General features: G+C 40.2%; 11 protein-coding genes. 5 read left to right on the top strand and 6 right to left on the bottom strand.

From position 1 onward, the window contains the following. Window positions 1-520: 520 nt before the first annotated feature. From AB669_RS03840 to AB669_RS03825, 4 genes are all read right to left on the bottom strand, one after another. The gene (locus AB669_RS03840; protein ID WP_047797967.1) at window positions 521-2692 is read right to left on the bottom strand and encodes a xanthine dehydrogenase family protein molybdopterin-binding subunit; all 2172 of its coding nucleotides are present in this window, start codon (window positions 2690-2692) and stop codon (window positions 521-523) included. Between the two features lie 22 nt (window positions 2693-2714). Beyond that, entirely contained in the window at window positions 2715-3707 is a 993-nt protein-coding gene (locus tag AB669_RS03835; protein ID WP_047797966.1) for a xanthine dehydrogenase family protein subunit M, read from the bottom strand. 21 nt (window positions 3708-3728) lie between these two features. Then, window positions 3729-4520, bottom strand: a complete 792-nt coding sequence (locus tag AB669_RS03830; RefSeq protein ID WP_047797965.1) for a 2Fe-2S iron-sulfur cluster-binding protein — start codon at window positions 4518-4520, stop codon at window positions 3729-3731. Between the two features lie 970 nt (window positions 4521-5490). Further along, entirely contained in the window at window positions 5491-6381 is an 891-nt protein-coding gene (locus AB669_RS03825; protein WP_047797964.1) for an AraC family transcriptional regulator, read from the bottom strand. A 176-nt stretch (window positions 6382-6557) separates the two neighbouring features. Between AB669_RS03825 and AB669_RS03820 the strand changes: the two genes are divergently transcribed. The 5 genes from AB669_RS03820 (at window position 6558) to AB669_RS03800 (ending at window position 11938) form a co-directional block, all read left to right on the top strand. Then, window positions 6558-7553, top strand: coding sequence for an aldo/keto reductase (locus tag AB669_RS03820; protein ID WP_047797963.1), 996 nt, complete (start codon window positions 6558-6560; stop codon window positions 7551-7553). Window positions 7554-7957: 404 nt separating this feature from the next. Further along, window positions 7958-9178 (top strand): MFS transporter, encoded by a 1221-nt coding sequence (locus AB669_RS03815; RefSeq protein WP_047797962.1) that lies wholly within the window; start codon window positions 7958-7960, stop codon window positions 9176-9178. Between the two features lie 15 nt (window positions 9179-9193). Beyond that, complete coding sequence (locus AB669_RS03810) at window positions 9194-10045, top strand: aldo/keto reductase (protein WP_047797961.1); 852 nt, start codon at window positions 9194-9196, stop codon at window positions 10043-10045. A gap of 3 nt (window positions 10046-10048) precedes the next feature. Continuing rightward, window positions 10049-11095: an alpha/beta fold hydrolase gene (locus AB669_RS03805; protein WP_197082328.1), complete on the top strand. Its 1047-nt coding sequence runs from the start codon at window positions 10049-10051 to the stop codon at window positions 11093-11095. Window positions 11096-11113: 18 nt separating this feature from the next. Further along, a complete protein-coding gene (locus AB669_RS03800) occupies window positions 11114-11938 on the top strand; it encodes a hypothetical protein (RefSeq protein WP_047797960.1) in 825 nt (274 codons plus the stop codon). 319 nt (window positions 11939-12257) lie between these two features. Here the strand turns inward: AB669_RS03800 and AB669_RS03790 are convergent, their stop codons facing one another. Both AB669_RS03790 and AB669_RS03785 read right to left on the bottom strand, forming a co-directional pair. Continuing rightward, the gene (locus AB669_RS03790; RefSeq protein ID WP_053058240.1) at window positions 12258-12791 is read right to left on the bottom strand and encodes a hypothetical protein; all 534 of its coding nucleotides are present in this window, start codon (window positions 12789-12791) and stop codon (window positions 12258-12260) included. 2 nt (window positions 12792-12793) lie between these two features. Then, entirely contained in the window at window positions 12794-13198 is a 405-nt protein-coding gene (locus tag AB669_RS03785) for a hypothetical protein (RefSeq protein ID WP_047797958.1), read from the bottom strand. Between the last annotated feature and the right edge of the window lie 502 nt (window positions 13199-13700).

The following is a 13700-nucleotide window of genomic DNA, read 5'->3' as shown; positions in this document are numbered from 1 at the left end:
ACTATAGTCATTTGCTCGTGCGACAATTTGCTGAACCGGTGACATTATGAAGAATTAGAAACCTTACATAAAGCCGCGATGCTTCCTTTTTATCACTACATGAAAAACTATTTGTCTAGCAAATTTGGTGAAAACTGGCGATCACAAAATCTGCTGGCTAAATTGATGCAGGAGCATAATGTTATATAATTAGCCATTTAAGTGAAAGTTTTGATAGGTATTCCATTTAACACTATTGATTTATTTCGAAATAACGAACATCAGTAAAATTGGTAGCTTTTACAGTAATACATATAATGGTCAAATGTTATTTAATAAATACCTTTACTAAATTAAATGATATAACTATGAAAACTCTAAAGCTTTTGCTAATTAAAAGGATCCATGTAATTTATTTTTCTGTACTGGTTGTTGCATCAGTTGGGACTTTGTCTTCAAGGTTGTGTGATTGTAAGGCCTCCGCTGAAATCCAGATAAGTTCTAAAAATAAATCATTACAAAATTAGCTTAAATAATAAGCTTAAGCCACACCTTTTTCTACTTTTGCCTCAATCAATTTCTCTGGTGTTATTGGCAGGTCCCGCATGCGTTTTCCAGTTGCATTAAAAATTGCATTCGCTATCGAGGCGGCAACACTAGTTATTCCCAGTTCTCCAATGCCTTTAATTCCCATGTCATTTGCAATTTTATCTTCCTCAGGCAAGAATATAACCTCAATATTGGCCATATCCAAGTTTACAGGAACGTGATAGTCAGCCAATGAACGCGTAATAAAATTACCAAAGTTAGGTTCGATCTTTGACTGTTCGGCTAAAACCATACCTGCACCCATAGTCAATCCACCAATAATTTGACCGTAAGCCGTTTTAGGATTTACAATCTTTCCAGCTGAGCCTACATTTACCATACGCTTGATTCGATACATACCAGTGTCTTTATCCACCCAAACTTCAGCGAAATTTGCGCCGAAAGAAAAAACAGAATGTTTCTTAAATTCTTCAGAGGGCTCTGCAGTACCTTCAGCCTCAAACTTATTTAGGTTGTTTTGCTTAAGAAGGTCTGATACTGATATATCCTGATCCAGGCTGATATTTTTTTTATTTTTTAATCCGGTAATAGCGTTCTGACAGGCAACGCGTGCAGCATTGCAGTATGAAGCAGCTCCCCATGATCCTCCCGAACCTGGGGTAAGCGGAAACTTAGAATCTCCCAATTCGACAGTCACTTGTGCTACTGGAATATTTAAATAGTCTGAAGTTGTTTGTGCAATTATCGTATAGCTACCTGTTCCTAGATCCGTAGCATCCATTTGAATGGTCGCATGGACCTTTCCGTCATTAAGCTCTATAATAACTTTCGAAGAGGTTTTTTTATATGGTGCGTTTCGAGATGCTGCACTTACTCCGTAACCAATTAGCCAGTTGTCTTCTTGTTTTGTTCCGGGTTGCTTAGCTCTGTTTTTCCAACCAAATTTATCTGCTCCAATACGTAAGCATTCTTTTAATAATCGTGACGAAAAGGGTTTGCCTGCTCCTAAATCTGTCTGGGTATCGTTTTTTATTCTGAAATCAATTGGATCCATTTTCAACTTCCAGGCCATTTCGTCCATCGCACATTCCAGGGCAAAACTCCCGGTTGCCTCTCCTGGTGCTCTCATGGAATCCGGACATTGAAGGTTTAGAGGAATTAATCTATGGGTTATTTCATTGTTGGGGGTATTGTAAAGCATCTTTGAAACATTACCACAAGTCTCATAGTATTGAACGTCAATAGCACAATGCGAGGTAGTGTAGTGTGCCAAAGCTGTTAATGTTCCATCTTTTTTAGCGCCAATCTTCATTACCTGTTCATCAAATTGTCTCATTCCGGTGTTAGTGAACATCTGTTGACGGGTAACCGTAATTTTGACCGGTCGTCCCAACATTTTGGATGCCATTGTCCCTAAGATGATGTGTTTATTGATGCGTAATTTGGAACCAAAACCACCACCTATATAAGGTGCAATGATTTCCACATTGTCTTTTGGAATCATAAAAGTATCTGCAACTGCAATTGTTGCTTCATGTAATATTTGCTGATTTGCATACATTTTAACCTTTCCATCATTCCAAGAAATTATTGCTGCATGCAATTCCATCGGATGCTGATGTTCGATAGGCGTAGTATAGGTTTCTTCAAGTTTAACCTCTGCATCACGCATACCCGCGTCTATATCTCCTCGTAAATAGTCGGCAGCTTCGTCTGGTTTATAGGCTTTACCTTTGTTTTTGTTTAAATGTATATCAGGCTTGTCTTCTTCGTAAGTCACCTTTACCAATCTGCAGGCATATTGTGCCTGTTCAAAAGTCTCCGCAACCACACATGCAACAAATTGACCGTAATAATTAACTTCCGCACTTTGCAGTATCGGTGCAATAGTTGTCAATGTATAAGACGGTCTAACTTTATCGTAAGCTTTTAATTTCTGCGCGTTTAAATGCGTAATCACCTCAAGCACTCCCTTCTGTTTCTTCGCTTCGGAAGTGTCTATTGACTTTATTCTTCCTTTTGCAATTGTACTATTAACACCTTGAGCATATACTAAATTTTCAACGGGGAATTCCGAAGCATATTTAGCCATGCCCATTACTTTTAGGCGTCCATCGACTCTGTCAATCGCTTCTCCTACACCTGATGCATTTATTGTCTTCATACTAATGTTTTTCTTGTTTGGATTACGCTTTTCTTTGATATGCTTGAGTCAATGCCCTAATAATTGCCTTTTCACCCATTTTTACTTTATACTTATTATCCTCTAACGGCTTGGCCTCTTTCATAGCAAGTCTAGCTGCCGCTTCAAAATTTGCTTGGTTTGGTGTTTTACCCGATAAATAATTCTCAGCGCTTGTTAGCTTCCATGGTTTGTGTGCGACTCCGCCCATTGCCAGCCCTGCTTTAATAATTTTGCCATCCGTAACTTGTAAACCAGCTGCAACAGAAATAATGGCGAAGGCGTAGCTCGCACGTTCCCTAATCTTCAAATAGTAATAATGCGTAGAGAAGTCGGGTCTTGGAAGGTGAATGGCTGTAATCAATTCTCCGGCCTCTAGGTTAGTATCCTTTTCAGGAGTATCACCAGGCAAACGGTGGAATTCAGCTATCTCTATCATTCTGGAAGATCCATCAGTTTGTCTCGCTTCAATAGTTGCACCAATAGCCGCCAGCGCTACAGCCATATCCGAAGGATGAACAGCAATGCACTTATCATTCCATCCAAAGATGGCATGCAGGGCGTTCATACCCGTTAATGCGCCACATCCGCTACCGGGCTCGCGCTTATTACAAGGCATAGATACTTCAAAAAAGTATGGGCAACGTGTGCGCTGCAACAGATTACCGCCATTTGTTGCCATATTTCTTATCTGTGCTGTTGCTGCAGAGAGCATTGCCATAGATAGCAAAGGATACCAGGTACGAACATCACGATGATTGGCAGTCTCTGAATTATTAAGCATTCCACCAAGCGTCAAGCCTCCCTTTTCATTTCGAATTACTTGTTTGTGTTCTAGATTCGCAACTTCAATAAGTTCATTTGGTCTCTCGACATCTTCTTTCATCAAATCCAATAAGTTGGTTCCACCCCCTAAATAATGGGAATTTGAATTGGCATTTGCTGCTTTTAGTGCTTCAGCTGTAGTCTTGGCACCCGTATAAGTAAATGGTCTCATAGTAATTTTTTAAACAGGCTCTTAAATTTTTGCTTTTGCCATTTGTTCGGCCGTGGCAAACTCCCACGTAGGCATTACATCATCACCGGAATGAACTTCTTTAAATGCCTGAACAATGTTATTATATGCTCCACATCGACAGATATTTCCAGACATCCTTTCCCGGATTTCCTCTTCAGAAAGCGCTAAATTATTTTTAATGTCCTTAAAATCCTCGGTTACATAGCTGGCTTCTCCATTTTTTGCTTCCTCTAAGAGCGCCACAGATGAGCAGATTTGGCCAGGGGTACAGTAACCACATTGAAAACCATCATGTTTAATAAAAGCCTGCTGCATAGGGTGGAGCTGGCCGTTTTCTGCAAGTCCTTCAATAGTTGTGATTTCTTTACCCTCGCAGGATGCTGCCAGTGTGAGACAGGAAAGCCTTCGCTTGCCATCAACAATGACTGTACATGCACCACATTGTCCGTGATCACATCCTTTTTTGGAACCAGTTAGCGCTAATTTTTCTCGAAGAGCATCAAGTAAGGTGGTACGGGAATCTAACGTTAATGGTTTTACCATATTATTTACTCGCAGGTTTACCTTCACTTCATTAAGAAGAGCCTTGACTTCATCCGGAAGATCCTTTATAGTAGTGGCAAATAAATCTGTAGTAAAATACGCAGAAGCCAATACACTCAAACTTGCTGCAGATAGTTGTTTCAGAAATTTTCTTCGTGAAGCCCCATCGTTCAGTCCAATTTGATCTAAGATGTTGTTTTCATCTTCTGTCAAATTATAAGATTCTTCATTATTGTTTATATCTTTCATAAGCGCAGTCGCTGAGTACGGAGACTAAATAAATTTAATTGAAATTAGGTCGCTACAATTTTGCTGTTTTAAACAAAATGCCTCCCTCATTTTAACACTGATTATATAATGATAGTTTTATTTGTATTTGAAAGTTAGGCTTCGAATTGCTCGCACTTCATTAGACAATATGTAATTGATATAATTTAATCGCGAATAGCACTTGCATAAAGGGCCAATAATTCATTTTTCTCATTGGTTTGAGCGTAAAATCCTAAACCGGATAAGACTATAAATGCTAACACTAATTTTTTCATGGGGCTTTTCGATTCTACGGATTGTAAAAAGTAAAAGTAGCGCTTGCGAAAGATCATTTTTGTATACAATTTACTCTATTACCTACCATTATTACTGATGTTTAAGTCTAAGAGGGTGCAAATTCACCTTTTTAATATATTTTGATTTCATTGCGTGGGTCCTTGCAGTATTCAAGAAGCAGGTAACCTAGGCATAGCTCATATAGCCTTATAAGTTAAAAAATCTTATATTTTTTGCCGTATTTGATGCTCTAAGTTACAGCAAAAAGAAAATTGAGATTGAACAAACACTTCCTTAACAATAGCTAAAAACGGCTGTCTTTAATTTCTGGAAGCCAAGTTGGAGTGGACTTCCTATAATTCTTCTGTCTTTCCCCATATGGCAATTACCATATCGTTAACGAAGTCTATAACCATATTTTCTCATTTTAGCAAAGCCATGACATACATTTGTTTTCTGAGACAAGACTATACTATTGCTAACTAAAGCGCCCTATCAGAAGACGACGTTTTGATTTAAAATGATATGGGTACTTGATATCAAAATTTCATTATTATTTCTTAGATCGATTTAGTTTGCATTTTGTTTAGAGATAAACCTTTTGTGTTACAGCTCAATAGCTCAAACAACACATTAGTATTTTTGATTATAAAAAACAAATTAATAGGTAAAATTAAACAAGATAATTTGCGGAATATCCCCGAAAAGATTTGGGAATTGCGCCAGTATTTTTTTTAAAGTATTTATTGAAATAAGTCGGATACTCAAAACCTAGGCTATACGCAACCTCTGAAACAGACCAGTCAGTATGCTGTAGCAAAGCTTTCGCTTCCGAGATAATCCGTTCAGTGATATGTCTTGTAGTTGGTTTTCCCGTAACTTCCTTTACAGAACGATTAAGATAATTTACATGAACATTTAGCTGCTCGGCAAAATCTTGGGCAGTACGTAATCCTATCACATAGTCCAGACTCTCAATAGGAAATTGTCTTTCAAGCATCTCTAGAAAAAGCATGGATATTCGTGATGCTCCATTTCCGAATTTCATTAGGTTTTCAACTGGAATAATCTTCATAGCCTCCTGAACAATAAGGGAAAGATAGGTCCGTACTAATTCAACTTTATATTCATAATCGGTGAATTGCTCCGCAATTATTTTTTTAAAAAGTGTACATAGAAAATCATATTGTTTATCATCTACCTTAATAAAGTAAGAATGGGATAATTTAAATAGCGGGGACTCCGGATGGCTCCCCACTCGATAGTCATTGAGTTTCAAGAAATCTTCTGTAAACAAACAAGCATACCCTGTCATTTTACCCTTAACATGCGAAGAATAGGGTAAGTGCGGATGTCCAAAAAACAGATAACGACCTTCGGCTTTGACACTTTTATCACTATATTTTAATAACGTATCGCCCGTAACGAGGCACACCTTATAGCAATCACGTCTGCCGAAGCTTGGTAAGGGGTCAATTTTTGTCAAAACTTCATAAGCTCTGAAGCCTTTCAGCTTCAAATCCTTTGTTTGAAAATCTGAAATCTCTGCTACATTTTCATTCATTCACAAAATTAACAATTCAAATCTATTTTTCCTTATAAAGCATTGTGATCATGAGTTAAAGCATTCAAATATGGGATTCATCATTTATTAAGGTTTGAATTGTATAATCTTTGGTTTGATTAATTTTAGTATACTATAGTATTATTCATGAATTTTGCATTATCAAATCAATCAATATGACAAATAGAAAATTAGGAAATAGTAGTCTTGATGTCTCAGCTATAGGCCTGGGATGCATGGGTATGAGTTTCGGATATGGCCCTGCAGCGGATAAGAACGAAATGATCAAACTAATTCGTGAAGCGGTAGAGCTCGGAGTGACCTTTTTTGATACTGCTGAAGTATACGGTCCATATACAAACGAAGAATTAATCGGTGAAGCGCTGTTGCCATTTAAAGATCAGGTCGTAATCGCTACAAAATTTGGATGGAAATCCGGCGAAAATGGCCCTGTTCCTTCAAATGGATTAGATAGCCGCCCCGAAACCATAAAAAAAGTTGTGGAAGGGTCATTGAAACGACTAAAACGAGATACAATAGACTTGTTTTACCAGCACCGCGTTGATCCGAATGTTCCTATGGAAGAGGTAGCAGGGGTCGTAAAAGAGCTGATTCAGGAAGGCAAAGTGAAGCATTTCGGACTATCAGAAGCTGGTGTTGATGCCATTCGCCGCGCACATGCAGTGCAGCCTGTGACTGCTTTACAGAGTGAATATTCAATGTGGTGGAGAGAGCCGGAAGAAGCTATCCTCCCGGTATTAGAGGAACTGGGCATTGGGTTTGTTCCTTTCAGTCCATTAGGTAAGGGTTTTTTGACTGGTCAGATCAATACAGAAACAAAGTTTGATCTAGGTGATATCCGTAATAATCTCCCACGTTTTGCTGAGCAGGCAAGAGCGGCTAATCAAGGCATGGTAAATCTGGTAAGTACAATCGCGAAGGAAAAAAATGCAACTCCTGCACAAATTGCATTAGCCTGGGTACTGGCTCAAAAACCATGGATCGTCCCTATTCCTGGCACAAGAAAACTTAGCCGGCTAAAGGAAAATCTAGGTGGAGCTAGTGTTGAGCTGACAGCCGACGACTTACAGAAAATAAACGAAGCAAGCGCCCGGATTGATATCGTTGGTGAGCGTTATCCCGCTAGTGCGCAAAAATCTATCAATCGTTAACCAATTGGCTGTTTTGCGTTCGGATTTTACAAAATTACCATTGTACAAAATGTAACATTGTGATAAACCTTTATTAAAATCTTAATCCAATCTAATGCTATTCCACTTCAGATTTTTTTAGACCAAACCTGTAAAAGTGGTAAGTAATCCGGTAACTATGGTAAGGACTTATTCAGTATTAGGTCTGACCTTTGTCCTATCAAAATTAAAGGTGGAATCATGAACGTAATAATGGAAGGAAAAGTAGCACTGGTTACAGGAGTAGCATCAGGACTAGGATATGATCCTGGGTCATGATCTTTTCATAGACGGCGGTTTAAACATCTAACAAATTTTTTATTCATAATCATGGATCTCAAGTTGAAAGTTAATCAAAGGTTCCGTGGCAGTGTTACTTATTCTAAATGATCAATAGTACAGAAAACAATCAATTACCAACATCCACAGCAAATGAGCTTAAGCCATCCTGGGGTGCTGTTTACTCCATGGCGATGGGGGTTTCGGGCCTTGTAGTGGCTGAGTTGCTTCCAGTAAGCCTACTTACTCCTATAGCGAGTTCGTTCCACATTACTGAAGGCATGGCAGGGCAGACGGTATCTGCAACAGCAATTGTCGGGATTTTTTCAAGTCTTTTTAGTGCACTGATCACCCGACGCATAGACAGGCGCATTGTTGTTCTTGTTTTTTCCTCGCTACTTGCTTTATCAAACATCATCGTGGCGATAGCGCCCAATTATTTATTGCTGTTAACTGGTCGTTTACTTTTGGGTATTGCCCTTGGCGGTTTTTGGGCAATGGCAGCAGCTATTGCCATGCGACTGGTTCCGCCAGCAAATATTCCGAAAGCATTTTCTATTATTTTCGGAGCTGTTTCCGTGGCCACTGCAATTGCCGCACCACTGGGCAGTTATCTTGGTGGCCACATCGGTTGGCGCGGAACTTTTATGTTTGCTTCGGCAATAGGACTGATTGCTTTTATCTGGCAATTTATTTGCATGCCCAAGGTACTTCCAACGGGTACCATACGACTAAGGACTTTTGTTGAAGTCATTAAACGTCCGGGCATTTTTTTAGGAATTATATCGGTTCTGCTGATATTTGCCGGCCATTTTTCATTCTTTACCTATCTGAGGCCTTTCCTTGAAAATAAAGTCGGCCTGGGGGTAAGTGGGATTTCAGCAATTCTGCTGGCCTTTGGCGTAGCGGGTTTTTTCGGTACCACCCTTATTGCCGGTTTTCTTAAAAATCACCTTTATTTTATCCTGGGTTTTGCACCCTTGCTGATGGCCATTTTGGGTATCGTGCTGATCGCGATGGGTTCAGGTGTTGTAACCGCAGGAATAGGCATTGCCTTATGGGGCGTTTTCTTTGGGACAGCTCCCGTTGCCTGGTCTACCTGGATGAGCACGAGCGTTCCCGATGAAGCGGAAAGCGCTGGCGCCTTACTGGTAGCCGGGATGCAGCTTGCGGTCACATTAGGTGCACTTATCGGAGGGCTGCTTTTTGATAGAACTGGGGTTTATGGTTCATTTTCTGGTGCTGTTGTGATGATGTTTGCCGCTGCAATACTGGTATTTGCAAGCAGCCCTTATGCAAAGCGTAAAAAAGATTTGAAACCGTTATAACATAATTAATTAGTCATGAAAAATATTATTTTAAATAATGGCGTTGAAATGCCTGTTCTGGGGTTCGGTGTTTATCAGGTGAATGACCTGAAGGAATGCGAAAGAGCGGTATCAGATGCCATTGAAACCGGATATCGCCTGATTGATACGGCAGCGGCTTATCAAAATGAGCAGGCTGTTGGTGCAGCCATCAAAAATGGTGGTGTTCCAAGGGAAGAACTTTTTATCACCACCAAAATCTGGGTGCAGGATGTGAGTTATGAAAAGGCAAAACCTGCTTTCCAGCGTGCGCTGAAGCGACTGGGAGTCGATTATCTTGATCTTTACCTAATCCATCAGCCATATGGGGATGTACATGGTGCGTGGAGGGCGATGGAAGAACTTTATCAGGATGGACTGATCAGGGCCATTGGTGTCAGTAATTTTCAGCAGGACCGTTTGATCGACCTAATCACCTTTAACAAGATTATTCCTACGGTAAACCAGGTAGAAACGCACCCCTTTCATCAGCAGATTGAAAGCCACCAGTTTATGGTCGATAACAATGTCCAGATAGAATCCTGGGGACCTTTTGCTGAAGGAAGGAACGATATCTTCGCCAATCAGTTGTTGCAGCAGATTGGCAATAAGTACAGCAAAAGTATCGCGCAGGTAATCCTGCGCTGGTTAATCCAGCGTGATGTTGTGGTAATCCCAAAATCAGTTCGTAAGGAAAGAATGAAAGAGAATTTCAGTGTATTTGATTTTGAATTGAATGCGGATGACATGAGTGCCATCACCACGCTTGACAATAAACAAAGCCTATTCTTTGATCACCGCGATCCGGAAAGAATCAAGGCTATTGGTACAGTGAAGTTTAATACCTAAGCCATGCTAATAAAAAATTCTTTAAAAAATCTCTGCTGCATTTTCTTGCTGTTGACCTTTGCAGCTCAGGTGATGGCTCAAACAAAACCTGCCCCTATAATGATTCAGGAGCAGGGTAGTTTTGCCATAGGGGGTAAAGTGCTGACAAACGCAGAAGGGAAATCGTTTCATGGCGACCACGCCTATGTGTATTATCAGGTTCCAGTTAAGCCGCACAAATATCCGCTGATCTTTGTACACGGCATCGGCCAGTTCTCAAAAACCTGGGAAACTACTCCTGATGGACGGGAAGGATTTCAGAACATCTTTTTGCGTCGCCACTTCAGCGTTTACCTCGCTGATCAGCCCCGTCGCGGTGATGCGGGCAGAAGCACAGTAGCCGATACGATAAAGCCTGAATTTACTGAAGAATATTGGTTCAACAGGTTTAGAATAGGCGAATGGCCGAACTTTTACAAGGGCGTTCAGTTTAAAAATGATCAGGAAACCCTGAATCAGTTTTTTCGACAGATGACACCAGATACAGGACCTACGGATTACGAAGTCTATACGGATGCGTATGCCGCACTTGCTGAGAAAACGGGACCGGCAATCCTAATTACCCACTCCATGGGCGGGCCTGTTGGTTGGCAGACCCTTTTAAAAACAAGCAAGATCAAGGGAATTGTTTCTTATGAACCTGGTGGATTGTTTCCATTCCCGCAGGGTGAGAGACCGGAAGAAACTAAAACCAAGACCAGAATGGCTGAGGCTACAGAGATTTCGATGTCAAAATTTATGGCGTATACCAAACTGCCAATTGTAATGTATTACGGTGATAATATTCCAACTGTACCCGGTAATAATCCACATCAAAATGACTGGCTTTTTCGCCTCAACCTGGCCAGAGAATGGGCAGCAATGGTAAATAAGCATGGTGGAAATGCAACAGTTGTCCATCTTCCGGAGATCGGCATTTATGGCAATACTCATTTTCCTTTCTCTGATGTGAACAATTTACAGATCGCTGATCTGTTGTCAGATTTTTTAAAGAAAAACAAGCTGGACTAAGTTAAAAACAACATCAATATGAAAACACTAAAAAAATTAATTATCATCCTATTAATAGGCATAACTACTCAGGCGCAGGCCCAGCATACCTTGACTAAAATCTGGGAAAGTGATACTACACTTGCAGTTCCTGAATCGGTTTTATTGAGTGCGAGTGGTATGTATGTTTCCCTGGTTGACGGGCAGGCCTGGGATGCAGATGGAAAGGGAGGTATAGCCAAAATTGACCGGGATGGAAAAATCATAAACGCAAACTGGGTATCAGGACTGCATGCACCAAAGGGAATGGGACTTTGGAAAAACAGACTTTATGTCGCAGATATTACCGAGGTTGTGGTGATAGATACCCTAAATGGAAACATCGATAGCCGGATTCCAATTACAGGCGCCAAGGGTCTAAATGACATTACAGTAGATGCTAAAGGGGTTATTTACGTATCTGATTCTGAATTAGGTATCGTTACTAAAATTAAAAATGGAAAACCTTCAACATACCTCAAAGGTCATGTTGGAGCCAATGGGTTAAAAGCCATTGGAGATAATTTGTACATGGTATCCGATGGGGGGGTACTTAAGATTGGAGCAAACAAAAAAATCACACGGATTGGCAGTATACCGAAAAAGGGATCAGATGGTTTAGAACCAATTGGAGATCGAGAATTTTTATTTACCATCTATAGCGGGCAAATCTTTTATCTTAATGCGAGAGGAGATAATCAATTATTGCTTGATACCGAGGCTAAAAAGATTTATAGTGCAGATATTGCATACGATCCAGCAAGTCACATGGTTTATGTTCCCACACTGTTTGGAAATTCAGTTGTCGCCTACAGGCTAGATTAAATCATAGGTGCAAGAGCGGGTAGGAGCCTGGCAACTGCCGAAAAATTGGTAAAGAGGGTTTCATTGTTGGCCTGATAACCGAAATGTAGGTAATGCTGAAATAAATCAGCTTCGCTGCTAGTAAACTTAACCAGGCTATGTATAGCTACGTTATTGACGCAACAACCATTTAATAAACTCATGTATAATAATAAAATTTAAACATGCTTATGAAAAACTGCAAACCGCAACAACTTGGATGTGTCTTGTTGCTTATAATGAGCTTAGGTGTTTATTACCATAGTCAGGCTCAGTCAACAAAGGACCGTAGCTGGTCAGTTTATAAAGGTGACGAAGGAAGTAGCGCATTTATGCATCCTACCGCTTCCAGATTTGGATGAAGAGAGAAGCCGACTATCTTTCTTGAATAGGCATCGGTAATTAAGCTAAGGTAACTGAAGCCTTCCAGGGTTCGAATATAGGTAATGTCACTTACCCAAAGCTGTTCGGGAGCTGAAAGCGTAAGATGCTTGATAAGATTTGGATATTTTCTTAGCCAGTGATGTGAATCTGTTGTTTTAGTCATTCGTTTTCTTTTGCGGATGAGTAGTCCATGAAAGCGCAATAGTTCATATAATTGATCTCTCCCCATTTTTATCTCGTGTTTTTCCATTTCAGGAAGCAGCAGGTACAAGAGCTTTCTGGTTCCCAACATAGGGATAGTGGCGCGGAATTCGCCCACCAGTTTTAAGACGATCATGTTTCCGATACTTGTTCTGGAGGCTTTATGGTGAGCTAAATAATAAGCCTGTCGGCTAACCCCAAACAGTGCACAGAATTCTACAAGGGTATTTCCCGGACGATTCTGCCGCATTCTTAAGACTGTTTGGTACCACGCTTTTTTTTTATCTTAATATGGAAATCGCTTTCTGCTACTTCGATCATCGTTTCTAAAGCTATGTTTTTTAGCTGCGATAACTCAAGGGCTTTAGTCAACTCGTGTATTTTTCTTAAAAGCAGCCTGGATTCCTGATTTTGGGTCATCTCGGTAGGTTGTAAAGAAATTTCTTCATTAAGTAAAGTAGTCAAATTAAATTTGCCTGCCCAGGCTTTTATACTATTTCTGGGAATTCGATATTTCCGGCTGGCCCCCTTACAGCTAATCAGGCCAGATTTTATCTCCTCAACAATTTTTAATTTAGTTTTCTCATCGACTCTTTGAAAAGGCTTACGCTTGGACAAAACAACTGCCCTCTTAGATTTTAATGGTATTGCTTTCATTTTTTAGTTCATAATGACAAGCTGTAGTAGGACAAGACAAGCTGTTCAACTGGGACGCGTCTGGATGCCTAAAGCAGATCTCGCGATGACAATTTACGACCAAAATTACGTATTGGGCGGGTTTAAAAAAGCCATTGACATCATACACCAAAAATAGCTAGCTGTTCGTAATTCATCCATTCGGACCAAGTTTTAACAGTCGATTTCAAGGGACGCATTCAAATAAATGTTGTCCCTTTCTCCTTGGCGCCAAGCACCTGCGTATCCTTCACATCTTTTTCCTTTCCTGCCATATCCGCTTAAGTTCTGCCTTGGCAAATACCCTAACCTTTATTTATTCCTCAAATAACTCAGCTTTAAATCCCCTGGCTTCATTTTTATGATCTCGTGCAAATCCCCATATATCCCGCTTCTTGCCGGGTAATGGAAAGTGGATTAAACACGCTAAACGACGATGAATTTTCTATAAAATATTACTTTTCAAATCAATAGCGTTTTGTTG

It is taken from the genome of Pedobacter sp. BMA (assembly GCF_001027745.1).
Lineage (GTDB): Bacteria > Bacteroidota > Bacteroidia > Sphingobacteriales > Sphingobacteriaceae > Pedobacter.
Note: the sequence above shows the minus strand (reverse complement) of the source record. Positions and strands in the feature narration are given on the sequence as shown.